Raw genomic sequence first — 25,971 nt, forward strand, 5'->3', positions numbered from 1 at the left:
AGCCTGGGTGCAACGCAGCGAAACCCGGGAGTTTTGAGCTCAGTTAGTCCCGGGTTCCGCTGCGTTGCACCCAGGCTACGTTCTATCGATGATTACGATCCCTTAAATTATGGAAGCGTACATGTAGATAAAAAAGGAACTTAATAAAGATATGCTCACCTTTCCTTATATAAATCCTGTTGCATTTTCAATAGGTCCATTACAAGTTCATTGGTACGGATTAATGTATCTGATTGGTTTTGTAAGTGGTTGGCTACTTGGTCATTGGCGCGCAAAGCACTACCAATTGGATTGGACCTCGGAACAAATCAGTGATTTAATCTTTTATGCAGCCCTCGGCGTCATTATTGGCGGCCGCGTTGGCTATATGCTTTTTTATAATTTCCCTGAGTTACTTCATGATCCCTTGTCCTTATTTAAAATCTGGCAAGGCGGCATGTCTTTTCATGGCGGCTTACTTGGTGTCGCTCTTGCACTGTGGCTTTTTTCTCTCAAAAGTAAAAAATCGTTTTTGGAAATAGGAGATTTTATTGCGCCGCTGGTGCCCATAGGCTTAGGTGCTGGACGTATCGGTAACTTTATTAACGGTGAGCTATGGGGACGGGTTACTGACATGCCTTGGGGGATGGTCTATGGCCACGTAGACAATCAACCTCGTCATCCTTCAGAGCTTTATGAGTTTGGTCTGGAAGGAATTGGGTTGTTTCTTCTTGTTTGGATTTATGCACACAAACCTCGTCCGGTTGGTCGGATATCCGCTGTTTTTTTAATGGGGTATGCAGTGTGTCGTATTATTGCTGAGTTCTTCCGACAACCGGATCCGCAATTGGGCTATATTGCCTTCGGATGGTTGACTATGGGACAAATTTTATCTATTCCCATGCTCTTGCTGGGATTTTGGTTATGGTGGGCTAAACGATGAAAACTTATTTAAACTTGTTAGAACATATTTTACAACACGGCGCCCAAAAAACAGACCGAACAGGCACAGGGACCTTATCGGTTTTTGGTTATCAAATGCGCTTTGATTTACGCCAAGGGTTTCCTTTAGTTACGACCAAAAAATTACATATGCGCAGTATCGTGCATGAATTACTCTGGTTTTTGCAAGGGGATACCAATATCACCTATTTAAATGAAAACGGAGTTACCATATGGGATGAATGGGCTGATAGTCATGGTGATTTGGGGCCGATTTATGGCAAACAATGGCGAAGTTGGCCAACAGTTGATGGCCGCACCATTGATCAACTCAGTGACGTCATCCAACAAATTAAAACCAATCCTGACTCCCGCCGCCTACTGGTCAGCGCTTGGAATGTTGGCGAACTGGATCAAATGGCGTTAATGCCCTGCCATGCCTTATTCCAATTTTATGTCGCCAATAAAACGCTTTCTTGTCAGTTGTATCAACGCTCTGCTGATGTATTTTTGGGCGTACCTTTCAATATTGCATCGTATTCACTGCTTACCCACATGGTTGCTCAGCAATGCAATCTCAATGTAGGTGATTTTATCTGGACTGGCGGAGACTGCCATTTGTATCTAAACCATTTAGAACAGGCACGCACACAATTAGCCAGAGAGCCCCTGCCCTTAGCTACCTTAAATATCAAACGAAAACCGCAATCGTTATTTGAATATGTTTATGATGATTTTGAATTCTTAAATTATCAATCGCATCCGGCAATCAAAGCCCCAATTGCTGTTTAAAAATACCCTTGTAGCCTGGGTGAAGCGCAGCGAAACCCGGGGTATAACCGAATTTCAGAAATTCCCAGGTTTCGCTGCGCTTCCCCCAGACTACAATTCTGCATTAAAAAGTTTGCGGATCTCATCAGGTAAAGGCACGGATTTATTTTGGGTATAATCTACCCAAACAATTTTACAACTGCCTTGTGCCATCAGGATTTCGTCCTGATATAGATCATGATCCATCATCATGCTGGAATTTCCAAGGCTGTGTATTTTGGAATGTAAAGTCACTGTTGCAGGATAAACTACCGGTTTTAAAAAGGTACACGCAACATGAATCACTACTGGACCCGTTTTTCCAGTCATTCTAATATTAATCTCTCTTAGCCAGTCAATACGTGCTTCCTGAAAATAATCAAAATAGCGGGCATTATTCACATGTCCCAGTGCATCCATATCACCCCAGGCAATGGGAAAAACTTTTTTATGTACTTCAACCTTTGAGTCAGTCATTTTCTCTATCTCTCCATTATCCTAGAAAAAGCAGCAGTAACCGTAGCGAGCACATTAAAACTGAACGTTTTAACTGCTTTTCTAGGGTTATGATAAATCCATAGGATCTACATCAATATTCCAACGCACCCCATTCCCTAATTTATTTCCTGCCAGCCATTCACGCAATTGTGTTAACGAGCTTTTAAGAGTTTTTCTTGAGGGAGACTTAAGTAACAACTGCATGCGATACTGATTGGCTTTCCGAGGCATAGGAGCAGGCGCTGGCCCCATTGCTGTAATGGAATGTGTTACGATTTGCTCCTTGGCTGCATGTAAAAACCTTAATACACTCCCTACTGCTTTCCCTTGTGCCCTAATTACAGCCAGATAGTGAAAAGGGGGCAGTTGGGCTTTTTGGCGAGTAGTTAATAAAGCATCGGCGAATTCATTATATCCTTGCTGAATCAATAAATTCAGTAGCGGATGATCAGGCACGTGGGTTTGAATCAAAACCTGACCTGCTTGCTCTGCCCGTCCTGCCCGCCCTGAAACTTGCATTAATAATTGTCCTAAATGTTCTAGGGCGCGAAAATCCTGATTATAAAGCCCAGCATCTGCATCCAGAACAACAACCAAAGAAAGACGAGGGAAATGGTGTCCTTTCGCTAACATTTGTGTGCCGACGATTAACTGCGCCTTGCCCTTATGGATTTGCTCCAAATGTTCATCTAAAGCATTTTTTTTGCGCACGGCATCGCGATCGATGCGCACGACTTCCGTATCTGGGAAGTATGCACTTAAAAACTCATGGATGCGTTGTGTCCCTGCTCCCACAGGTATCAATTCCCTGCTGTTACAGCTGGAGCACCGATCAGGAGTTTTTTGGGTCAACCCGCAATGATGACAAATCATTTGTCCTAACTGTTTATGGAGCGTCAGATGGCTGTCGCAAGCGCGGCAATCAGCCATCCAACCGCATTGGTGGCATAACAGAACAGGAGAAAAACCACGGCGATTAATGAAAACTAAAACCTGATTCTTTTTGAGCAAATGTTCTTTAATTACGTGTAGGGTAGTAGTAGCCAAACCATGTTGAAGTGATTGTGAACGTAAATCAACTAATTGATAGTGCAAAGGAGTTGTCGAGAGTGCTTTATGAGTTAAATGCAACACCGTATATTTTTTTTGCATGACGTTGTACATGCTTTCCAAGCTAGGGGTTGCTGAGCCCAGAATAATGGGTATATTCGCTAAATGGGCACGCATTAACGCGCTATCCCGCGCTGAGTAACGCACCCCCTCCATTTGCTTTAATGACGAATCATGCTCTTCATCAATTACAATTAACCCTAAGTCAGGCATAGGAGTAAAAATTGCAGCCCGGGTTCCTATCACCATTTTAACCTTGCCTTCTTTTGCCAGTTGCCAAGCGACTTGTCTTTCTGATTCATTTAAGCCGGAATGAATCACCGCGATGGGATGTTTAAAACGTGCGGTAAATCGTGATACTAACTGCGGGGTTAATCCTATCTCAGGCACTAGAATCAAAACTTGTTTTTGTTGTTCGAGCACCTTAGCAATAACGTGCAAATAGACTTCTGTTTTTCCACTTCCTGTAACCCCCTGCAATAAAAAGCACTGATATTGATGCAGCGCCTCTGTAATTGCAGCCACAGCCACAGCTTGCTCAGGATTCAGCATTAATGGAAGCGATGGTGAAGTATTTGCTTTTTCTGGCAGTATCATTTGCTGGGATAAAGAAAGAATTTGTGCGGCAAGCAGAGTGCAGAGTTGGCTTGAATTAAATCCTTTTCCCGTCAAACAATGTTTGGCAACCGGTTCTTTTTGAGTACTCAAGAATTCGACCAGTTCAAGTTGTTTTCGTGCACGAGCAGGAATAAGCTTTTTGGCCTCATCGAGAGGCAATGCTAATTGATAAAAATCGCCCATAGGTAATTGGCAAAGCTGTCCCAATCGATATTTTTTAGGTAAGGCGAGCGGCAATACTTCAGACAAAGGCGATTGATAGTAACTCGCGATCCACGAACATAAAGTTAAAGTCTCTGGGGTAATTAATGGTTGCTCATCAATGATTGCATCAATGCTTTTTAATGATGCAGCATTATATGAGGGTTCGCTTTTACCAATGACTAAACCCAAGCGTGTTTGTTTACGAAATGGAACCCAAACACGCGCACCGATGCAAGGGGTAACTTCTTCTGCTGCTGCATAATCAAAAAAATCACGGTGTGTATGGGGGATACAGACGTGGTAAACGGTCTTTCCATTTTGCTCATTTTCCGGTGCTGTGTTCCCACCTTCCCGAATCTTTTCCAAGGATGTATCGGTAGAAAGTGGCAAAAGGGAGCGCCCCATAGGATGAGCGTGATCGTTTTTATTCATTCGCTCTTTGCCATTGATGACTGGCTGATTGACCTGGAGCAGAAAAAACCTTCACCAAAACCGTATCAATGCGATGCCGATCCAATTCTGCTTTATCTTTAATGAGCTCATGCACAAACCAACGCGATAATTCTTCAACGGTAATATTGGTTACTGGCAATAAAGTCACGTCTTCTTTTAAAAAGGGAATTTTTTTGTGGTTAAAGGTAAAATAATAATATTCCTCATCCTCAGCATATTCCAGAAAAGGGGAAAATTGCGGCATCAGGAATGTTTGATTTAAATAACGGCATAATTTATGAATACGTTCTTTATAATAACGATAATCAAACGTCATCCCATTTTCTTCAACCCAAGTAGTGAGTGCCAAATAAACCCCATACATATGCCCATGTAATGGCTCTCTTTCTGTTGCAGAGAAAATAGTAGTGTGGCCAGCAGAAAATTTCATGGACTCTTTTTGTAATTCCACTGTGGTCAGGTATTTTTTTCTGTTCATAAACTCACTCGTTTATCATTTAATAGAAATCCGTTTAAGGAAATTTCCACATTCTTACTCAGCGCGATTACTTTAAATAACTCCCCCATTTCACTCGGGAGGGTAAGCTGTTTTATCGCTTGTTTTGCTTGTACTTGGTCCAACTCACTATCCAAGATATTGATTAAGCTTAGCAAACCGTTAGCCAGCAAAAAAGAGGCTTGATTTGTAAATCCCGCAATATGAAAACCAGCTTGCTGTCCTGCTTCTGCAACATGCGTAAAATCCACATGCGCAGTTATGTCTTGCTCCCCAGGATGCAATAAAGGATCTGGATGACTTTGATGTTGATAATGACACATTAAAGTCCCTTGATTACGATCAGGGTGATAATACTCATGGCGAGGGAATCCATAATCAATCAAAAACACTACGCCTTGTTTTAACATGCGATAGTTATTCATGATCCAATCATCAATAAAAAGATTCACCTCAGAAAGATAAGGAGTATTAGGCAACGATAATCTGTTATTAATATAATCGAGCAATTGCTGATTATGACATGGTTTAAATAGTTCTGTTAATTGTTGTTGTTCATTCAAAGCGATATAACTTTCCATAATGCCTTGTTCTGTTTTCATAAAACGGTGTACAGGCATGGCATCCAACACCTCATTTGCTAGAACCACTCCATTAAAAGGAGTTTCCGGCCAACGATCAAGCCAGGTAACCAAGTGCGCTAAATGAGGGATTTTTTGTGCAATCAGTTCGCGTTGACGATGGTATAAATTAGCGCTGACTTCCAAAATATAATAGGCCTCTGGCAAAGAATTATGTTCTGCTAGATGTTCTAAGAGAGCAACACAAAGAGCGCCTGAGCCTGCACCAAATTCGAATAACACGGGAGACTCAAGCTCTTTTAATACTTGCTGACACTGATTCGCAAGCGTTTTGCCAAATAAAGGAGTGAGTTCTGGAGCGGTAATAAAATCACCGTGTTTCCCTAGTTTTTGCAGCCCAGAACTGTAATATCCTTCACCAGGAGCGTACAATGCAAGTTGCATGAATTCTACAAAGGGAATGGCCTGGCGTTCAGTCAATAATGCGTGCAGGGTTTGTATTATACTCATAATTAATTACTTAAAAAGTGTAGCCTGGGTGAAGCGCAGCGAAACCCGGGAATTCTTTGTTACTAAATCCTGGGCTACGCTCGGTTTCTCCAGGATAATTTTAGAATAGGAAACATACCTTGAATCCGACAAACAAACAAGAAGTGAAAGTTGCTTTAGTCACTGGTGGTGCGCGCCGTATCGGCGCAGCTATAGTCCAAAAACTACATGCAGCAGGATATAAAGTCGTGATTCATTGCTATCATTCATTGCAAGAAGCCCATAATCTTGCCGCTGATTTAAACGAGCAACGACCAAACAGCGCCTTTGTTCTACAAAGAGAATTATCTGAAACGTGCGCCGCAGCTGAAATAATGACTGCAGTTCAAGATTGGGCTGGACGTTTGGATTTATTAGTGAATAATGCCTCTGTTTTTATCCGCACTGAATTTACTGCGTTTGCTGAAACGGATTGGAATGAGCTTTTTGATATCCACGTGAAAGCCCCTTTCTTACTGAGCCTCGCAGCGCGTCCTTTATTAGCGAAACACTCAGGAGTCATTATCAATGTTAGCGACACCCATGCAGAAAAACCACTGAAAGAATACTCTGTTTATTGTCAAAGCAAAGCCGCTTTGGAAATGCAAACAAAAAGCTTAGCACGTGAATTTGCTCCTGAAATCAGGGTTAATGCAATTGCTCCAGGCGCCATTATCTGGCCTGAGCACGCCAATGCTCTAACTCCAGAAATACAAGAAAAAATTATTGCGAAAACACTACTAAAAAAACATGGCGATCCCGAATACATTGCTCAGGCCATTTTAGCTTTGGCTGAAAATCCTTATATTACCGGTCAAATACTCAAAGTGGATGGGGGAAGAAGTTTACTTAATTAATACTACAAATAGTGCACCTCTAATTGATTAACGAAATCATTTATTTAATAATGGATGAAACCAACAACAAGGATAAGTTGTCAATTTATGAAAAAAATAGCACTCCTTACATTTATTACCCTGAATATCAATACGGTACAGGCTGGTACCATGGGAGAAGTATGCAATCCCGATAATGTAACCGTTCCCTGTCCATGCAATGCCTGGGAGATAGGTATAAGCGCTTTATATCTACAGCCAAACACTAATTCAGACCTGCTAAATCCTATCTTGGCTTTACCTGATGGCAAGTTTCGTACCATTAAGTCCTCTTGGGATTGGGGTTTTTTGCTGGAAGGAGGCTATCATTTTAATACGGGAAATGACCTTAATGTAAATTGGTTACACTTCAATGAAAATCACTCTGGTAGTGTTACTCTTTTTGATACAAACCCAGATACGCCAGCTATTAGTCAGACTACTAATTTGAGATTTGATACGCATCTTGATGTTGTCAATCTTGAATTGGCACAAATGAGCCATTTCGGCAAAAAAACAAATCTTCGTTTTTATGGTGGAGGACAATATGTCAACGCCAAGATTAAGCGTGCTGACTATGAGTTTGAAGTAACTGATTTCGAACCCACCAATACTCTTTTTCAAAAATCAGTAACTCATACTAAATTCCAGGGCGCGGGTCCTCGCATTGGGTTGGACATGTCTCATGACCTAAAATATGGTTTTGCCATATTTGCTCAAAGTGCTACCTCCATACTCCTTGGTGAAAGAAAGGCAAAATTATCTGGAGCAAACATAAGCGGCCCCAATGTTAATCCTTTTAGTGTGCAAGCCAAAGGAACCCATATTATTCCCGAATTAGAAGCGAAACTAGGAGTAAGCTATCAATGGTATGCCCGCAGCGGACAATTTAGCTTAATGGCCGGCTGGATGTGGCAACATTATCTTGATATGTTTCTCCTGCCTCCGGGAGGAAACGCTAATCCCGCAACGATTGTAACTCAGAATGATTTCTCTCTGGATGGTCCTTTTATCAAAGGAAAATGGGTTTCTGGATGTTAAAGTACTTTAATAAGTGCAATAGCCCCTTTTTCCAATCATTTATATCCTGCCCCCACGACGTGTTCGCTGGGGGTGCCAGGCGTTCATGAATGGACGCCAGAGCGGGAGGCAGGGGGTGAGCTATTACATTTTGTCTTCATAAGTCAGTGGGAATCCTGTTTTTCCTTCTTCTGATTGCATCGTTTTTGTTTAAAGGAACAAGTGATTATTCCATTTTACTGATCAGCTACGGCCTTATGCTTGTTGCTCTAATAAGCTCTATTTCCTTTGCTTGGCCCTCCAAATTAATTCAATGCACTACATTAACATTTTGGCTGATTATCTGGCTTGTCTGGGTAACTCTTTTACCTCTGCTGGGCTGGGTTCCAGATACCACTTTTTTCGGCGTTTTTCAATGCTCAGCCTGGATATTTGGCTTTGTTTTATTTAATGGGAATCGCTTCCCTGAGTGGTTATGGAATAATTTCCTCAGAGTGCTCTGGATATTGGGTTTGGTTTGTGCCATTTATGCTTTAATTCAGCTCTTAGTTAAAAATGCAATGCCTGCTGGTTTTTTTGCAAGCAAAAATACTGCCGCCGCCTTTTTCATGATGGTTGACCTATTATTAATGGGGAAATTCTTTACGCTAAATCATCCTGAATTAATTGCAATAAACCAATCCAAAGTACAAAAAACGATAAAAAACATTGCTCTTTTAATTAGTATTTACATAATAACATTTGCATTATTCGCTGCGTTAAGCCGCGGTGTGATTCTTTGTTTTATTTTCTTTGCTGCACTAGAAATTGCTTTGTGTCGTCACGCAATAGAAAGAAAAAATATTTATCAATTATCAGCAATTCTGGTTCTGGCTTTAACTACATTGTATCTGTTTGCTCAACCTGCCATACAACATCGGTTGGATTTACTTGCTCATGAGAAATCACGTCTGGTTATTTGGGAAGGTGCGTGGCACTTATGGCAAGCGACCCCCTGGTATGGCCTAGGCATTTTCAATTTTAAACAGTACTACCCCGCGTTTAGTTTACCGGGTGATGGTTCTAATCTCGAATATGCGCACAATGACTTTTTACAATTATTAATTGAAACAGGCATTCCAGGTATTGTTATTCTGCTTGGAATTATGGTGACATGCGTCGCCTATTTAAGACGTTACCTAGCGCACCAAGATAAGAATCCTATCGCCTGTATCCAGGGTATTGCCTGTTTTGCCGCACTAGGTTCTTTAGTGTGTCATAGTTTTATTGATTTTAATTTCTATGTATTTCCCATGAATCTCCTCATAGGATGTTGTTTAGGATATCTTTATTATTTCTTTAAAAAAGAAGGCTGTATTAGAATTTATTCATTATCTTCTGGCAAAAGCATTTGGATTCTACAAAGTAGCCTAGTGGTTTTTCTCTTGCTCATAAGCAGCTACTTCATTCGTTTTTTAATCCTAGAACACTATATTGGAAAAACTGAGGCTGCACTTCAAGCAAAACAATTTCGTAAAGCAGTTAATTACAGTAACCATGCATTAAAGTCATTTCATTTTGTTGAAATTCAAAGCCTCCAAATAGATGCTTACCTGCAATTGATTCAACAAACAACATCGGATTACTTGCGTCGTTACTGGACGGAAAAAGCGGTGGCTGCTATTAATCAAACAATAATCATGAACCCTTATTTTGCCCATTCTTATTTTCAAATGGCATTGTTGCAAAGCTTAATCCTTAATGAGCCCCGGGAAGCCGAAAAATATTTTCTTAAGACGTTAAAAAATAACCCGCATTATTGTTTGGCTCGGCTTACTTTTGTCCAATTTTTAATAGGGCAAAATGAACTGCAGCCGGCGCAGGAAGTTTTAGAAGCCGGTCTTCATTATCCTATCCCTCCAGAATACATAGAGCTTTATCTCAATTATCTGGCCAAACTTCGTTTTAAAAACGGCGATCAGGAAGGGGCTAAGAAAGCAGCTGAGCGACTACAGCATCTCATTGTTTATAATCAAGATTATAGTGATTTGCTTTAAATTTTAATCTCCATAATCGAGACTAGACATCGGGAGGTAACGCGTGCAAAAAGCTGTGAATTTTATCTAGAGAATCCACTTGATAAAAACGATTGAGTAATGATGCATCAAGCAATTTACCAAAATAGTATCGGACTAAAGATTTACTTTGCAATATCGATTTATATTCATCTTCTAATATTGCCAATTCGTGTAAGTGATTCATAAATAAATTAATTTTTTCGGTTAAACGCACAACCACACGCTCTTGTTGCAGTAACTCCTGATAAAGCCAAGGCTTACCACTTCCAGCACGCGATATCATATAAGCGTCACAACCGCTTATTTCTATTGCTTGGTGTAAACTGCGAACATCATGAATATCTCCATTGGCAATCACTGGAATAGAAACGCTTTGTTTGATTTTGGCGATTTGGTGTAAGTCGGATGCAACATCATAATCATCTATCCAACGTCGACCATGTACAATCAGTGCATCTGCGCCTGTATCTTCAATTTTTTCCGCCAAAAGAAAATCCTTTTCATTACCTTGAATCCGAATTTTTATGGTTAAAGGAATAGTAATCGCAGCACGTACTTCTTGAACGATGCGCACTAACTGTTCTGGTTCCTCAAGCAAAGCACTTCCTGCTCCTTTCTTACGTATTTTAGGTTTGGGGCAGCCACAATTTATATCAATAATATCCGCACCATTGAATTGCAATTGCTGTGCTGCTTGCGCCAATATATGAGGTTCAGTACCTGCTATTTGATAGGCCAGGGTTTGTTCTTGGGGTGCTCGATAAATATAACGTGAGTTTGCAGCATGTTTATGAAGAATATCTGTTGCAGAACTCATTTCAGTCACGCAATATGCAGGCGCCCGATAATGATTAAATAATGTTCTAAATGGGGCGCAGCTGTAACCTGCTAAAGGCCCTTGGATTAACCGATTAGGCAATGTTAAAGAACCTATTTTCAAAGAACTGTTAATAAAAGCGTGCATCAATTTAATTCATGGATATAATGAGGGCCAATTTTAACATACTTGAATCTAGAAAAAGTAGTTTGAGTTCTACTACGCAAGCTAAGAGATCCGAACCTGCTCGATTTTTCTAGGTTGAATAGAAATCGAATCAAACAGGAAAACTCCTTTATGGACAAACGTTATTTATCCCCTTTGGAAATGCTCAATATTGCAACACAACATGCCTATGCTGCTGATTATTTATTACAGCAAATCACCGACTGGACATACAGACAAACGGATCCACTCAGTGTGTTAACCCCAGTAACCTCGTTAATGTATCAAGCCTTTCAACTAACATTGAAAGCTTATTGTTTGCATGAACACCGTCCAGTCAAAGAGCATAAAAATCTTATGGAGCTGGTTGAGTTAAATAGCCATTTAGGATTTTCTCACCAAGAAATCGTTTTATTAAAGACCCTGGCAAAACAACAGGTTTTCCTTAAGGGAACTGATTATGATTTATGGGAAAATCAGCAGCAATTTCATGTTTTTTGTGAACAGATTCTTTCTCTCTATCAGAAATTACAAATGATGATGCCACTAGAGCTTCACCCTGACTATCAGCAATAATGTAGAGGTTGTCATTAAAAGCAAGCCAGGTGTCAATTTAAAACCCCAAAGAGAAGATGAGCTCGCCTTCGCATGACAACATATATCATTGTTTTTTGGGGTTTTACCTTTTTGTTGCAACCGATTAGAGGTGCAGCTGAAGCCTCATTAAATTATGGCTGATGCGTCTGATTGAGTTGCTGCTTTTCTTCAACCATTTCCTTGTCCTTGTTTGAAGTAGCATAAAGACCATTTCTACAAAGCGACTCTCCCACGGTTGTTTTTTTGAATGTTGGTTCTTTAAGCGACTCGTTAAGTCTATTTGCAAGCTCCTCTTGTTGTGCAAGAATATTTTGATAAAAAACGCTATTATTTTCTACGTCCTGTTGTAATTGCGCATACTTTGCTTCCGCTGCAGAAACACGATCAGCCAAGACCACTCGCTCTTCCATTAAACCATTTAAGCGGTCTTGAAGTGCTCGTCGTTGGTTTTCACCATCAGATAAGTACTGAGAAATTGTCTCAGTTAAGCTATCTATTATTGCATTAGCCCGCGCGAGCTCCGCTTCTAATGCTATTTCCAATTCTGTTTTCACTTCCTAAATCTCCAAAATTTTTCCTGTTCGTTCTTTTTATCTGGAAAACTAACTCTTTCCTTTATCGTATTCAACAAAAGTATTTATCTAGGGTCCTGCATCTAGAACAGCAGCATTTGTTGTTAACCGGCGAAGAATAAAAACAAAACTCGTAAAATTCAAGCTCCATTTGCGTCGCACGGTAGAAAGTTTGGCATTACCTTTTCGCGTCTACAATTGCCCCATTCAGATTCAGTAAGCCTGAATACATCATTTTTGCTTAATTTTTAAACAAAAAATCATCTGTAGTACTTGGCATCGCGTGCAATTCACGCTAGGATAGTTTTTTTATTTAAATCCTGTCGATGTTATTTATATTAAGGTAGAAACTATGGAGCAAGTAGAAGACAATAAGACTGGAAATGCGGTGCAACATCAAATATTACAGTTAAGTCATCACTTAAATTCGCAAATTTTAGGTCAGAGTGGATTAATTTCACGGTTACTCATTGCCTTACTTGCTGATGGCCATTTATTAGTTGAAGGAGCACCTGGATTAGCAAAAACACGGGCGGTTAAAGAACTGTCCGATGGAGTTGAAGGTAATTTTCATCGCGTCCAGTTTACCCCTGATTTATTGCCTGGAGATTTAACAGGTACTGATGTATATCATCCACAAAATGGTTCTTTTGTATTTCAACCAGGCCCTATATTCCATCATTTACTTTTGGCGGATGAAATAAACCGTGCTCCAGCGAAAGTACAATCTGCTTTACTCGAGGCAATGGCTGAACGACAAGTTACTATAGGAGGCAAAACCTATCCTTTGCCCGAATTATTTTTGGTAATGGCAACGCAAAACCCCATTGAGCAGGAAGGAACTTATCCCTTGCCCGAAGCCCAATTAGACCGATTTTTGATGTATGTAAAAATCAGTTATCCCGATGCTAAAATCGAGCATGATATTTTAGCTTTATCACGCAAAGAAGCCTTAGGCGCGGCTATGGCCACTAAACCGGTTACATCAGAAAAATTATCACAAAAAACATTATTTGAAGCACGCAAGCAAGTTCTTAATGTTCATACGAGTGATGCATTAGAAAATTATCTGGTCCAGTTAGTAGTGGCAACACGCAATCCTGGTATATACAGTGAAGAGTTAGGTCGTTGGTTGCGCTTTGGTGCCAGCCCGCGTGCCACAATTGCTTTAGATCGTTGTTCTAAAGCCCATGCCTGGCTTTGTGGGAGAGATTATGTCACTCCAGATGACATTCACGTAATTGCTCATGATGTGTTACGACATCGAATTTTATTAAGCTTTGAAGCGGAAGCGGAAGGGATCAATAGTGATGATTTTATTGACTCCTTATTACGCTTGGTTGCTGTTCCATAGCGTAGCCTGGGTGCAGCGCAGCGCAACCCAGGATAACTGGCCAAACAAATAACAGCCTTGAATTTGATGATTCAGTCCCAATTTACAGATCATATGAGGTACACGAGGTTTTTATGGTGAATGGCGTTATTGCAGAATTAAATGAATTAATTGACCTGAGACGTTATGTACAATCCGTTCATTATCGCCCCGAAGGTAAAGCAATACGATCAGGCAATCATTTATCCAAATTACGTGGTCGTGGTATGGATTTTGCCGAAGTAAGAAATTATCAAGCTGGTGATGAAATACGCCATATGGAGTGGCGCGTTACTGCTCGCACCGGCAGACCTCATGTGAAAATTTATCAGGAAGAACGAGAAAGGCCGGTAGTGATTCTCACTGATTTTAATCCATCAATGATTTTCGGTACGCGTATCGCATTTAAATCAGTCATTGCTGCGCGCTTAGCAGCTCTTCTTGCCTGGACAGTAATCAAGGAAGGCGACAGAGTGGGCGGAGTATTCTTTTCAGCCACTGATCACAGCGAATTTACCCCACGCAGCCGTGATATGGGCGTACTGCCTTTGCTGGCCTCTTTAAGTCGATATACTGATCAGACAGAGGTACAACGCGAAGCGCAACCAAGACTGCTTAGTGACGCCTTAGTGCGCTTACGCCGTGTAGTCAGACCAGGAAGCATCCTGGTTTTGATCAGTGACTTTTACTCTATGGATAGTGAATGCGAAAAGCATTTAAAACGATTACGCTACCACAATGACATTCTGGCTTACCATGTGTGTGATCGCGTAGAACTTTCTCCACCTAAGCCTCAGCAATATGCTATGACTAATGGACAGCAAGAAATAATACTCGATACCAGCCTGCACTCAGTAAACAGTGCTTACGAGCACTATTGCCAACAACGCATAGCACACCTGCAAGAGCAGTTTCGCCGCTTACATATTCAGTATGTACAAGTTACAGCAGACAATGATTTAGCGCCATTAGTGCGTCAAACTTTTCCCAGGAGGTCCCGTGGCTAACACTGATCCCTTGGCACAGTTAAAAGACATCCATCTTCCCCCGCCAATTGGTTGGTGGCCATTGGCTCCAGGATGGTATGTGCTCCTGGGTTTGGTTTTACTTTTAGCATTCATACTTGCTTATGGGGTCTATAAGAGGTATCGCAACGCTCTGGCCAAAAAACATGCACTGCTTTTATTAAATACCTATCAAAAAGAATATGAAGAAAAACATAATGGCACTCAGAGCAGTGCCCGTATTTCAGAATTATTACGTCGTGTAGCGCTTGTCTATTATCCACGGGAGCAAGTTGCAAGTTTGCATGGAGAAAAGTGGCTTAACTTTCTAAATGAAACAAGTAAAGGAACTGATTTTAATTCAGTAAAAGATTTGCTGTTAAATGCACCCTTCAAAACAGCAGAAACCATGGATCTCAAACCTTTGTTCAGCACCGCCCAACTTTGGATTAAACAAAGAGGAGTGCCATGTTCGAATTAGCTAATCCTTGGGTTTTAATACTCTTTCCTTTACCCTTAATCTTCTGGTTCTTGATGCCCAGAGCCAAAGTGCAATTGCCTGCTGCTTTGAAAGTACCTTTTTTTGCCGCGATGGTCGACATAGCAGATCAGGAAAAACGTTCTGTTTCTGCACAATATTCACTACTTATTCCAGTCATTATATGGTTATTATTGGTTGTTGCTTTAGCGGGTCCTCGCTGGATTGGTGCACCCAAACCTATTGAACGTGAGGGTTATAACATCATGATGGCTTTAGATTTGTCTGGAAGCATGGAGATTCCTGATATGCTCCTGCATGGCCGACCTGTAAGCCGTTTAAGTGTTGTAAAAAATGCAGCCGATCAATTTGTACGTGATCGTTCTACTGACAAAATTGGTTTAATCCTTTTTGGTACGCGTGCTTACTTGCAAACACCACTTACCTATGACCGACATACCATCCTCCTACGTCTTGAGGATGCTACGGCTGGCCTGGCAGGTAAAACCACATCTATAGGTGATGCCGTAGGTCTTGCTGTAAAACGGTTGAGAAATGTACCTCCAAAAGGAAGAATTCTTATTTTGTTAACCGATGGTGCAAATAATTCTGGTGTACTGGCTCCGTTAAAAGCGGCCGAATTGGCTAGAGACGAAGGAATTAAAATTTACACTATAGGTTTAGGATCTGAAGAGGATTCAAGAGCATTAGTCGGTAATTTTATGATGCAAAATGCTGCAGCAGATTTGGATGAAGAAACCTTAAAAAAAATGTCTGACATGACAGGAGGTCGTTATTTCCGTGCTACGGATACTGAAACATTACATTCAATTTATAAAACCATTAACGAGTTGGAAACTATAAATCAGGAGCAAGCAACAGTCCGTCCACAAAAGGAATATTATCCCTGGTTTGTCGGTTTTGCATTATTGCTTTGTTTCTCTTGGTTAATTAGAAAAGCAGATTTAAGACTGAAAGTAAGCTCTGTAATGCCAAAGCAGGAGGCATTAAAGTCATGATTGCAGATTTTCATTTTTTAAGACCTTGGTGGCTTTTAATGATATTTCCTTTATTAGGATTAGCTGTAGCTTTTTGGCGTCAAAAACCTAAATTACATGCGTGGACAGAAGTTTGTGATCAGCATTTGCTCAGCCATCTCATGCAAAAAAAAGGACAAGGGCAACGTATGGGCTCGATGCTCTGTTTGTTTTTAAGCATTCTATTTATGATTTTGAGTATTGCCGGTCCTGTTTGGTATAAGTTGCCCGTAGCGATTTATAAACCGATACAACCCCGAATTTTAGTTTTGGATATGTCAGACAATATGATGGCTAATGATTTAACACCTAATCGTTTAAGTCGCGCTAAATTTAAATTACATGATTTATTTGCCCACAAAGATGTAGGTCAGTTTGGTCTTGTAGTCTTTACCAGTGAACCTTTTGTTGTCTCGCCACTTACCGATGATGGACATACTATTTCCTCTCTACTTTCTTCACTAACTCCTGATATCATGCCGGTAACTGGACAAAATCTTGATAGTGCCTTGAATGAGGCCAGTAACTTAATCAAACAAGCGGGCTTTAAACAGGGACAAATTTTGGTATTAACAGCAGACGCCCCTTCCGATGCATCAATTGCCTTGGCGAAAAAATTAGCTGAAGCAGGCATTTACTCCTCTATTATGCCAGTCAAAGCGGATAAGAACCTAAATCCGCTATTTAATCGTTTTGCTGATGCAGGCGGAGGACAATTGGTAAAATACACTTCAGATTCAAATGACATCGATCAATGGCTAAATTCCAGTAATAACAATGAATTTGCTTTAAGTAAAGATGAAGATATTCCACTTTGGCGGGATGAAGGACGGTGGTTTTTAATTCCTGCCCTACTGTTACTTTTGCCCGTGTTTCGACGTGGTTGGATGCAGAGGGTAATTGTATGATGCGTTGCCTTATTTTTTTATTCATCTCGTTTTTATCCTTTGCTACCCATGCCTTTAGTTGGCAAGACTTATGGTCCACTCCGGATCAACAAGGGCAAGACTTAATGGCAAAAAATCAATTTAAACAAGCCAAGGAAACATTTACACGTAGTGATTGGGCTGCTGCCGCAGCCTATCGTGCGGGCGATTACCAAAAAGCAGCTGAGTTGTACCAAGATTTAAAAAATGAGCAAGGTTATTATAACCAAGGAAATGCTTTAGCCCATATGGGGCAATATGAAGATGCAATTAAAGCTTATGATAAGGCATTGGCAATCAATTCTACAAATCAGGATGCTCTTTATAATCGCAAGTTAGTTGAAGAACTGTTGAAGAAAGATAAAGAAAAAAATCAAAACAAAGATCAACAAAACAAAGATCAGCAAAATAAAGATCAACAAAACAAAGATCAGCAAAATAAAGATCAACAAAACAAAGATCAGCAAAATAAAGATCAGCAAAATAAAGATCAGCAAAATAAAGATCAGAAAAACAAAGATCAGCAAAACAAAGATCAGCAAAATAAAGATCAGCAAAATAAAGATCAGCAAAACAAAGATCAGCAAAACAAAGATCAGCAAAACAAAGATCAGCAAAACAAAGATCAACAAAACAAAGATCAGCAAAACAAAGATCAGCAAAACAAAGATCAGCAAAACAAAGATCAGCAAAATAAAGATCAGCAAAATAAAGATCAAAATATAAAAAATAATCAGAACAATAATGAGGCTCAGTCAGAAGCGGAGCGAGAAAAACAACAAGCAAAAGAGCAATGGTTGCGTTTGATTCCAGATGATCCAGGTGGATTAATGCGAGAAAAATTCTTACGTGACCATTTACGAAGGGAACGCGGGTGGTATCAATGAAAAAAATAATAGTTATTGCTTTTTTTTGTTTATTCAGTGCACTAGCCCATGCTGCAGTACAAGTGCAAGTCGATCCATCTCAAGTCAGTATCGATGATTCATTCAGTTTGATTTTAACTCAAGATAATTTACAAAACGGGGGTGTTCCCGATCTGACTCCATTACAAAAAAATTTTATGATTCTCGGCACCGAACGTCGTATGAATTACTCGATTATCAATGGACAAACACAATCATCCAGTGAATGGACTATCACGTTAAAACCGCAAAAAGAAGGTAAATTAACAATTCCTCCTATTAAGATTGGCAGAGAATATACCAAACCTGTAACAATTGATGTAACTACTGGTACAACATCACAGAATGCTCCCAGCAGTACTTCCGCGAGTTCGCAGAAAAATCAGAGTCTTTATCTGACTACCGCGGTTGATAAAAAAAATCCTTATGTTAATCAACAAATTATTTATAAAGTAAGCTTATACAATTCCAAACACCTTTTGGACGCAAGTTATCAAGGACCGCAAGTAGAAAATGCTTTGCTCGTCCCTTTGGGTGAGGAAAAGCGTTATCAGACACAAAAAAATGGCGTGAATTTTCTAGTTGAAGAACAAAATTATGCCATTTTTCCACAAAAAAGTGGTCCCTTAAAAATAAAACCACCAGTGTTTACTGCCCTGATTTATGATTTTAATCCTGAGCGGGTTAAAGCCACTGATAAGCCAATGAATATTGAGGTACAGCCCATCCCTAAAGAATTTTCAGGAAAAGTTTGGCTGCCGGCAAAACAAGTCAAACTAATGGAACAATATGAAAATTCTGACCAAACTATTGCTCAAGGCAACACCTTAATTCGTACGGTGATTCTTGAAGGGGTGGGCGTTCCTGCTCAGCTTTTGCCCACACTCAATTTTGCAGAAATAGACGGTGTTAATGTTTATCCTGAGAAAGGAAAAGATAAAAATCGAGTTACTTATGGGGAGCTGATTGGCCGCACTGAGATTAAAGTGACTTATTTATTTAATAAAGCAGGAAAAATTACGATCCCTGAACTTAAACTTCCCTGGTTTAATACGGAAACAGGAAAAGAAGAAATAGCCACTTTGCCTGCAAAAACATTTGCAGTTACCCCTACATCGAACACTGCACCCTCAGTAAATACAAACCAAACTGACGTAACTAAAAATCAGGCTGTTGCAACCCAACCTACAACAAAAAAAGTAAGTGAATCCAGTTCACCAACACAATTCGTTTGGGCTTGGGCAATTGCCGCACTTTTTGCCTGTGCTTGGCTGCTCACTTTAGTCTTATGGGGATTGCAAAAACGCAATAAAAATGCAGGAAAAGGTCAATATAAAACTGCACTAAATACCCTCCATAAAGCATGTATGCAGGGAAATCCTCAACGCGCGCGCGATGCATTATTGAAGTGGGCCAGATTACATTGGTCAGATGCTCCTATATTAAATCTCACTGATTTAATACGCCTTTCAACTGATGCTTCTTTCAAAAAACAAGTACAAGCTCTTTCACAAGTTTTGTATAAAAATAAAGAAAAAACCATGTGGCGAGGTGATGAATTATGGCGCAGTGTTGAGCAAATGAAAAAAAATAACACGAACAAAAAGGAAAATGAAAGTGCGCTACCACCTATTAATCCTTCTTGATAGGCTCAATTCCTAGGTTGCATTTACTTTTTTAAAACCTAAGTATAAAAATTGAAAGAGAAGAACGCTCAAGAACAAGCCGCGAGACAGAAAGAAAGAATGATAAAAAACTGACGAATCTCAGTGAGGGAGGTTGAGTCATTTTGCCCAACCGCCCTCACTGAGATTCAAACATGCTTCATGGACCTGTAACTCATTACATAGATGGATGTTCATTCTCTTTTAATGTTTCATCCTCTTCTTTCTTCTTTTCAGGTCTTGTAATTTTTAGTGGAGAAGCTTGATCTGATTCTTCAGACGGTACTGTTGTAGGAATAATCGGATAATCTTCTACGGTTTTTTTCAATCGTTCTGCAATTATTTCCAGTTTATGTTTATCCTTATGAATCTTCCTGTCTGAAGTCTCAATTTCTGATTCGCTCAGATCCTCTTTTTCGCCTTCACTCTCACTATCTCCTTCGTCGGCTTCAGGTTTTTTTGTCACCGCATTCACTATTTTCTTTCCAAGTGACTTAAGCAGAGGATAAGTAACACGTCCCACAACATAAGCAAGCGCCAAAGAAGCCGTTGCGGCAAGTATTCCAAATCCTACCGGAGGGAGGAATATACAGACTGCTGCGCCAATGAACGCAAGAGAAGCAAAAGCAATACCCACTGTTCTATCTACAACAGCCATTGTTCCCAATTTTTCTATCTTTTGCTTACATTGTTCCTGATCATCGTATAATTTTTTTAATACACTTAAATCCGCTTTAATTTCTTTTCTTGCATTCCTGATTTCTTCTTCTAAGGAATCATACTCCTCTAACTTCCCTTCTTTTTTCACTTTTTTTGCTTTTGTCTCCAGTTTTTCTAAATCATCAATTAAATAGTTGATTAAATTTTTTTTGCTATCAATCTCTTTTTCTATCTGTACCAACTGATCTTTTAGTTCATAACGTTTGTAATAGAGCTTGGCCAAAGTGATTACACTTAGACCTAATGCAGCGATGGAGGTAACTAAGGCAATAATAGGCGCTGAAGGAGGGAATGCGATAGCCGTTATAGTAAGCCCTAGAATCACTGCTGAATATAAAAGACGGGCATTACGAGACAAAGTAATCGGCGATTCTTGCTTGGTTATATAGGCTCCCAAATAAATACATGGGATATAAATAAAATCTAATATACTCGTTACTAACTTAATAACGTGAAACCCTGTGCTTGCAGATTCTGTAGAATCACTTACGTGCCCTGCTACTTGTACCATATGAGTAATTGCACTCCCGGATCCATCTACAGAGTCCATAAACTTATTAAAAAAAGGAAGCATCCGTAATATAGATGCCGCAATGGACTTTTGCGAAACTTTAGTACCCTTCATTGATTTTAATTTTTTTCTTAAATACGCAGCCGAAAATTCTTCGAGTTCAATTTCATCTTCAGTTTTATTAAAAAACATCTCTTATCTCAATAAAAATTGCCTACTTATTAACTCATATTATAACAAGCAATTATGATATAAAGATGAACAAAAACTACTTCTGGAAGATATGCTTGTTCACCCGCGCATCGAATGTTATTTAAATAACTCCCATTCAATGATTCCACATCTTTGTGGAGTTTTTAAACAAAATTAACGCCTCTCTATTTCTTTAATATTGGGACAATGGACAAAAAAGTGTATAATTCCTCTTTTTGTTTCACAAATATTGATCAGTCATGAATCTTGAAAAATTATATGATGTCATTGTTGTGGGTGGTGGACATGCAGGCACAGAGGCTGCTTTAGCAGCGGCACGCATGGGAGCGCAAACTTTATTACTTACTCATAACATGGATTTGCTCGGCCAGATGTCTTGTAATCCTGCCATAGGCGGAATAGGGAAAGGACATTTGGTGAAAGAAATTGATGCCTTGGATGGCGCTATGGCAAAAGCCGCTGATAAGGCAGGAATTCAATTTCGCACCCTTAATGCTTCTAAAGGACCAGCTGTTCGAGCTACTCGTGCACAAGCTGATCGCGTGCTCTATCGACAAGCCATTAGAGAACAACTCCAAACGCAAGAAAATCTGACTCTGTTTCAACAAGCAGTTGATGATTTACTGATCGAAGGAGAACGTGTAACTGCTGTTGTTACCCAAATGGGCCTTACCTTACGAGCTCGTGCTGTAGTACTGACCGTAGGCACTTTTTTGGGAGGCAAAATTCACGTAGGTATGAACCAATATGCGGGTGGCCGCGCAGGTGATCCACCTGCGATTGCATTGGCAAAAAGTTTACGCGATCTTGATTTGCCTGTAGGCCGTTTAAAAACTGGAACACCGCCACGGATCGATCGTCGTTCTTTAGATTACAGCCAGATGACTGAACAGCCGGGAGATATACCCATACCCATTTTTTCTTATTTGGGTCATGTCAGCGATCATCCCCAACAAGTGTCTTGTCATATTACCCATACAACCGAAGCAACACACGAAATTATTCGTAATAACCTGCACCAGTCTCCTATGTATGCTGGAGTTATTGAAGGGGTTGGACCTCGTTATTGCCCCTCTATAGAAGATAAAATTGTTCGTTTTGCGGATAAATTATCCCATCAAATCTTTGTCGAACCCGAGGGACTAACTACGGAAGAAATCTATCCCAACGGTATTTCTACGAGTCTTCCGTTTGAAGTCCAAGTGCAGTTTGTACGGACAATTAAAGGGTTTGAAAATGCCCATATCACTCGACCTGGTTATGCCATAGAATATGATTATTTTGATCCCCGAGGATTAACTTCATTCTTGCAAACCAAACCCATTTCCAACTTGTTTTTTGCAGGTCAAATCAACGGAACAACAGGCTATGAAGAAGCTGCGGCACAAGGAATTATTGCAGGCATGAATGCTGCCTTGCTGATACAGGAAAGGGAACTTTGGTGTCCGCGACGAGATGAAGCGTATATAGGTGTTTTGATTGATGACTTAATCACCTGTGGTACCCAAGAACCCTATCGAATGTTCACTTCTCGTGCCGAATATCGCTTGCTTCTGCGTGAGGATAATGCCGATTTACGTTTAACTGCCAAAGGCAGGGAATTAGGTATAGTGGGTGAGGAGCGTTGGCAGCATTTTGCTGCAAAACGCGAAGCCATAGAATCCACACAGACCTTACTGCATAATACTTGGGTACGTGTAGGCCATAATGAGATTTTTAAAGATATCCTGCTTAATCCCATGCAACATGATAATAGGGCTGCGGAATTTCTCAAACGTCCTGAAATTAATTATCAACATTTATTAATGCTCGATGATTTAAACTTGCCCGAGCTATCCGCGGAAGTGAGCGAACAAATAGAAATTCAAAATAAATATGCAGGCTATATCGAGAGACAACAGCTCGATATAGAGAAAATGCGAAAACATGAAAATACTTTACTACCTGAATCATTGGATTACAGTGAAGTAACAGGATTATCTAATGAAGTGATTCAAAAACTGACCAAGATAAGACCATCTACTTTAGCTCAAGCCGGTCGCATTTCAGGAGTCACTCCTGCTGCCTTGTCGCTACTTTTAGTGCATCTGAAAAAACAGCGAATTGAGGTATGAAAGAACAAATAACACAAATACAACCGCTACTTATAGAGGGCTTGCAACAATTTGATAAGGAAGCACTTAGCGCTTCTTTAGCAGATTATTTATTCTTACTTAACAAGTGGAATTTAGCTTATAATCTCACTGCAATTCGTGATCTTGAGTCTATGGTCGGTAAACACATATTGGATAGCCTGGCTATTTTACCTTGGCTTAAAGGCAAGCACATCATCGATGTAGGAACAGGAGCAGGCTTACCAGGCATTCCTCTTGCTCTGGCCAGACCCGATTTAAATTTTGTTTTATTGGATTCTAATGGTAAAAAAACTCGTTTTCTGGCGGAAGTGAAGCGACAGCTTAATTTAAAAAATGTTGAAATTGTTCAATTTAGAGTCGAAAACTACCGTCCAACTCAAGGTTTTGATACAGTATTAAGTCGAGCTTTTAGCAGCCTTGAACAAATGATTCAGTGGACGCAACATCTTATTGCTGATAATGGAATTTGGTTGGCAATGAAGGGGCGTTATCCTGATACAGAATTGCATGAGATCAAGCAAAGTTGCAGGACAGAGCGTTATACTGTAGCAGGTGTTGAAGGCGAGCGTTGTTGCGTCATTATTGAAAATCAACCTGGATAAGAAGTTAATATCCTAGGAATCTGTTAACATTTCGCAAGCTTGAACCAAAATGAGCCTGATTTTCGAGCACCGAAGCATAGAAAATCAGGCTAATTTGGCTAAAATAGTAGAAATGTTAAACTCCTGGATGTTTGCTGCTTCCGGTTTAACCAAGGAATAAATCATGGCAAAAGTTATAGCCATTGCCAATCAAAAAGGTGGGGTAGGCAAGACCACTACAGCGATTAATTTAGCAGCTTCTTTGGCGGCAAATCGACAGCAGGTTTTGCTGATCGACTTGGATCCCCAAGGCAATGCCACTATGGGTAGCGGCGTCGATAAAAGCCAATTGGTGCATACGACCAATGATGTCTTACTTCATGATTGTCTTGCAAATCAGGCATGTCTTGCCACAACCAGTGGTTATGATTTAATACCCGGTAATGATGATTTAACTGTTGCGGAAGTAAGTCTGATGGAACGCAATCATCGTGAAACCTTCCTTTATAAGGCATTGCAACCAATTCAAAGTAATTATGACTTTGTGTTGATTGATTGCCCACCTGCTTTGAATACCTTGACAATTAATGCTTTTGTAGCTGCTGATTCCGTTCTTATTCCGATGCAATGTGAATACTATGCTCTGGAAGGGCTAGCGGCTCTACTTTCAACTATTGAGCAAGTTAAAGCTTCAGTAAATCCTCGCTTGCATCTTGAGGGACTACTGAGAACCATGTACGATGCTCGTAATCGATTGTGTTCTGAAGTCTCAAAACAACTCATGGAACATTTTCCAACTAAGGTCTATAGAACCGTAGTTCCACGTAATGTCAGACTTGCTGAAGCACCAAGTCATGGATTGCCGGCCTTACATTACGATAAAACATCTCCGGGCGCAGCAGCCTATATGGTACTTGCCTCTGAGTTGATTAATAAACAGACTGTTGCAGGATAATTGGGGTAATTTATGACAGTAAAACGTAGTAGTTTAGGGCGTAACTTATCCGCTTTATTAAGTCAATCAAGTGGTAGTCTTTTAAATGAAAAACCGCAAACGGAAACGCTTAAACTTGCGGTTGAATGTTTGCAACCCGGAAAATATCAACCCCGTGGTGAAATGGAAGAAGCGCCGCTCATGGAGCTTGCCCAGTCAATCAAAAAACAGGGACTGCTGCAACCTCTTTTGGTTCGTGAACTGAATAATGGCCGCTATGAAATTATTGCAGGCGAGCGGCGTTGGCGGGCAAGTCAATTAGCGGGACTCACGGAAGTTCCGGTTATATTGAAACAAGTTGATGACGAAACCGCGATGGCCATGGCATTAGTTGAAAATTTACAACGTGAAGATTTAAATGCGATGGATCAAGCGCGAGCCATGCATAGGCTCACGCATGAATTTTCCCTGACACATCAACAAGTTGCCGATCTTTTGTGTAAATCCAGAGCTGCGGTAAGCAATTACTTAAGATTACTGGCTCTGTCTCCCGGGGTCAAAAAGCTTTTGGAACATGGAGATATTGATATGGGGCATGCACGTGCCTTATTGATGTTAGAGGAAGAGCAGCAAAATCAAGTAGCCCAGCTTATAGTTGCAAAAAACTTATCCGTACGGGAAACTGAAAAGCTGGTGGAACGAATTAAATCAGGCAAAACTAAAGATGAACAGCATCATACCGATCTTTCTCACTATCAGGATCAATTGAAAAATCTCTCACAACATTTGCAAACAGCAATTAAACTTAAACCTGGCAAATCAGGTAAAGGCTCCTTAGTCATTCACTATGATAATGAACACAGTTTGCAAAATATTATTAATCAACTCATTAGTTCATACTAACTTTATAGCTTGACTGTGTATTTGCAACTGAATCTTCTACATACCGCTGAAAAACCAGTCCAGCTATTCCGGCGTCCCGCGGCTTATCTACGGGATCTGGAAGATCTGCCCTAAAACACTGGCTCCCGCGACAAGCTCTGAGAAATCCACGCGAAAATTGAATGTCACTTTATGTTGTTAAATGAAATATACTCAACGTTCTACGTACCGCGCTTTATGCCTGAGAGATAGACAAAAAAATTTGGTTTAAGGCATTGAAATATAGG

Annotated in this window: 24 protein-coding genes; 16 read left to right on the plus strand and 8 right to left on the minus strand. The window is 40.3% G+C overall.

What is annotated here, in order from left to right; genetic code table 11:
• Positions 1-151: 151 nt before the first annotated feature.
• Positions 152-922: a prolipoprotein diacylglyceryl transferase gene (gene lgt / locus A8O27_RS09440; RefSeq protein WP_058458304.1), complete on the plus strand. Its 771-nt coding sequence runs from the start codon at positions 152-154 to the stop codon at positions 920-922.
• Positions 919-1,713: a thymidylate synthase gene (gene thyA / locus A8O27_RS09445; protein ID WP_058458303.1), complete on the plus strand. Its 795-nt coding sequence runs from the start codon at positions 919-921 to the stop codon at positions 1,711-1,713. The genes lgt and thyA overlap by 4 nt, the downstream gene beginning before the upstream one ends.
• A 90-nt stretch (positions 1,714-1,803) precedes the next feature.
• Here the strand turns inward: thyA and A8O27_RS09450 are convergent, their stop codons facing one another.
• The 4 genes from A8O27_RS09450 to A8O27_RS09465 all read right to left on the minus strand — a co-directional run bounded on the left by A8O27_RS09450 (position 1,804) and on the right by A8O27_RS09465 (position 6,201).
• The gene (locus A8O27_RS09450) at positions 1,804-2,208 is read right to left on the minus strand and encodes an acyl-CoA thioesterase (protein ID WP_058458302.1); all 405 of its coding nucleotides are present in this window, start codon (positions 2,206-2,208) and stop codon (positions 1,804-1,806) included.
• Between the two features lie 87 nt (positions 2,209-2,295).
• Entirely contained in the window at positions 2,296-4,593 is a 2,298-nt protein-coding gene (locus tag A8O27_RS09455; RefSeq protein ID WP_058458301.1) for a primosomal protein N', read from the minus strand.
• Positions 4,586-5,092, minus strand: coding sequence for a 6-pyruvoyl trahydropterin synthase family protein (locus tag A8O27_RS09460; protein WP_058458300.1), 507 nt, complete (start codon positions 5,090-5,092; stop codon positions 4,586-4,588). The genes A8O27_RS09455 and A8O27_RS09460 overlap by 8 nt, the downstream gene beginning before the upstream one ends.
• Positions 5,089-6,201 carry a class I SAM-dependent methyltransferase gene (locus A8O27_RS09465; protein WP_058458299.1) on the minus strand — a complete coding sequence of 371 codons (1,113 nt, stop codon included), beginning with the start codon at positions 6,199-6,201 and terminating at the stop codon, positions 5,089-5,091. The genes A8O27_RS09460 and A8O27_RS09465 overlap by 4 nt, the downstream gene beginning before the upstream one ends.
• A gap of 119 nt (positions 6,202-6,320) precedes the next feature.
• On the opposite strand from A8O27_RS09465, the gene A8O27_RS09470 reads away from it, so the two are divergent.
• The 3 genes from A8O27_RS09470 to A8O27_RS09480 all read left to right on the plus strand — a co-directional run bounded on the left by A8O27_RS09470 (position 6,321) and on the right by A8O27_RS09480 (position 10,150).
• Positions 6,321-7,076, plus strand: a complete 756-nt coding sequence (locus tag A8O27_RS09470; RefSeq protein ID WP_058458298.1) for a pteridine reductase — start codon at positions 6,321-6,323, stop codon at positions 7,074-7,076.
• An 87-nt stretch (positions 7,077-7,163) separates the two neighbouring features.
• Positions 7,164-8,135 (plus strand): Lpg1974 family pore-forming outer membrane protein, encoded by a 972-nt coding sequence (locus A8O27_RS09475; protein ID WP_058458297.1) that lies wholly within the window; start codon positions 7,164-7,166, stop codon positions 8,133-8,135.
• 185 nt (positions 8,136-8,320) lie between these two features.
• Positions 8,321-10,150 (plus strand): O-antigen ligase family protein, encoded by a 1,830-nt coding sequence (locus tag A8O27_RS09480; RefSeq protein ID WP_235810465.1) that lies wholly within the window; start codon positions 8,321-8,323, stop codon positions 10,148-10,150.
• 22 nt (positions 10,151-10,172) lie between these two features.
• Here A8O27_RS09480 and A8O27_RS09485 read toward each other — a convergent pair whose 3' ends face one another.
• Positions 10,173-11,135, minus strand: a complete 963-nt coding sequence (locus A8O27_RS09485; RefSeq protein ID WP_058458296.1) for a tRNA dihydrouridine synthase — start codon at positions 11,133-11,135, stop codon at positions 10,173-10,175.
• Positions 11,136-11,285: 150 nt separating this feature from the next.
• On the opposite strand from A8O27_RS09485, the gene A8O27_RS09490 reads away from it, so the two are divergent.
• Complete coding sequence (locus A8O27_RS09490) at positions 11,286-11,729, plus strand: hypothetical protein (protein WP_058458295.1); 444 nt, start codon at positions 11,286-11,288, stop codon at positions 11,727-11,729.
• Positions 11,730-11,881: 152 nt separating this feature from the next.
• On the opposite strand, the gene A8O27_RS09495 is transcribed toward A8O27_RS09490, so the two are convergent.
• Entirely contained in the window at positions 11,882-12,304 is a 423-nt protein-coding gene (locus tag A8O27_RS09495) for a hypothetical protein (protein ID WP_058458294.1), read from the minus strand.
• Positions 12,305-12,674: 370 nt separating this feature from the next.
• On the opposite strand from A8O27_RS09495, the gene A8O27_RS09500 reads away from it, so the two are divergent.
• The 5 genes from A8O27_RS09500 to A8O27_RS09520 all read left to right on the plus strand — a co-directional run bounded on the left by A8O27_RS09500 (position 12,675) and on the right by A8O27_RS09520 (position 17,121).
• Positions 12,675-13,676 carry an AAA family ATPase gene (locus A8O27_RS09500; RefSeq protein ID WP_058458293.1) on the plus strand — a complete coding sequence of 334 codons (1,002 nt, stop codon included), beginning with the start codon at positions 12,675-12,677 and terminating at the stop codon, positions 13,674-13,676.
• 113 nt (positions 13,677-13,789) lie between these two features.
• Positions 13,790-14,701 carry a DUF58 domain-containing protein gene (locus A8O27_RS09505; protein ID WP_058458292.1) on the plus strand — a complete coding sequence of 304 codons (912 nt, stop codon included), beginning with the start codon at positions 13,790-13,792 and terminating at the stop codon, positions 14,699-14,701.
• Positions 14,694-15,179, plus strand: a complete 486-nt coding sequence (locus A8O27_RS09510) for a DUF4381 domain-containing protein (RefSeq protein WP_058458291.1) — start codon at positions 14,694-14,696, stop codon at positions 15,177-15,179. Before A8O27_RS09505 ends, A8O27_RS09510 begins: the two co-directional genes overlap by 8 nt.
• The gene (locus A8O27_RS09515; protein ID WP_058458290.1) at positions 15,167-16,195 is read left to right on the plus strand and encodes a VWA domain-containing protein; all 1,029 of its coding nucleotides are present in this window, start codon (positions 15,167-15,169) and stop codon (positions 16,193-16,195) included. Before A8O27_RS09510 ends, A8O27_RS09515 begins: the two co-directional genes overlap by 13 nt.
• Positions 16,192-17,121: a vWA domain-containing protein gene (locus tag A8O27_RS09520; protein WP_058458289.1), complete on the plus strand. Its 930-nt coding sequence runs from the start codon at positions 16,192-16,194 to the stop codon at positions 17,119-17,121. The genes A8O27_RS09515 and A8O27_RS09520 overlap by 4 nt, the downstream gene beginning before the upstream one ends.
• 321 nt (positions 17,122-17,442) lie before the next feature.
• On the opposite strand, the gene A8O27_RS19510 is transcribed toward A8O27_RS09520, so the two are convergent.
• A complete protein-coding gene (locus A8O27_RS19510; protein WP_374930663.1) occupies positions 17,443-17,925 on the minus strand; it encodes a pentapeptide repeat-containing protein in 483 nt (160 codons plus the stop codon).
• 97 nt (positions 17,926-18,022) lie between these two features.
• Here A8O27_RS19510 and A8O27_RS09530 point away from each other — a divergent pair, with 97 nt between their 5' ends.
• Positions 18,023-19,690, plus strand: coding sequence for a BatD family protein (locus tag A8O27_RS09530; RefSeq protein ID WP_058458287.1), 1,668 nt, complete (start codon positions 18,023-18,025; stop codon positions 19,688-19,690).
• Positions 19,691-19,886: 196 nt separating this feature from the next.
• Here A8O27_RS09530 and A8O27_RS09535 read toward each other — a convergent pair whose 3' ends face one another.
• A complete protein-coding gene (locus A8O27_RS09535; protein ID WP_058458286.1) occupies positions 19,887-21,131 on the minus strand; it encodes a hypothetical protein in 1,245 nt (414 codons plus the stop codon).
• Between the two features lie 260 nt (positions 21,132-21,391).
• On the opposite strand from A8O27_RS09535, the gene mnmG reads away from it, so the two are divergent.
• The 4 genes from mnmG (at position 21,392) to A8O27_RS09555 (ending at position 25,705) form a co-directional block, all read left to right on the plus strand.
• Complete coding sequence (gene mnmG / locus A8O27_RS09540; RefSeq protein ID WP_058458285.1) at positions 21,392-23,266, plus strand: tRNA uridine-5-carboxymethylaminomethyl(34) synthesis enzyme MnmG; 1,875 nt, start codon at positions 21,392-21,394, stop codon at positions 23,264-23,266.
• Positions 23,263-23,889 carry a 16S rRNA (guanine(527)-N(7))-methyltransferase RsmG gene (gene rsmG, locus A8O27_RS09545; RefSeq protein WP_058458284.1) on the plus strand — a complete coding sequence of 209 codons (627 nt, stop codon included), beginning with the start codon at positions 23,263-23,265 and terminating at the stop codon, positions 23,887-23,889. The genes mnmG and rsmG overlap by 4 nt, the downstream gene beginning before the upstream one ends.
• Before the next feature lie 163 nt (positions 23,890-24,052).
• Positions 24,053-24,823, plus strand: coding sequence for a ParA family protein (locus tag A8O27_RS09550; protein WP_058458283.1), 771 nt, complete (start codon positions 24,053-24,055; stop codon positions 24,821-24,823).
• A 12-nt stretch (positions 24,824-24,835) separates the two neighbouring features.
• Positions 24,836-25,705, plus strand: coding sequence for a ParB/RepB/Spo0J family partition protein (locus tag A8O27_RS09555; protein ID WP_058458282.1), 870 nt, complete (start codon positions 24,836-24,838; stop codon positions 25,703-25,705).
• Positions 25,706-25,971: the final 266 nt, after the last annotated feature.

Source organism: Legionella bozemanae, assembly GCF_001648595.1.
In the GTDB taxonomy this organism is placed as follows: Bacteria; Pseudomonadota; Gammaproteobacteria; order Legionellales; family Legionellaceae; genus Legionella; species Legionella bozemanae.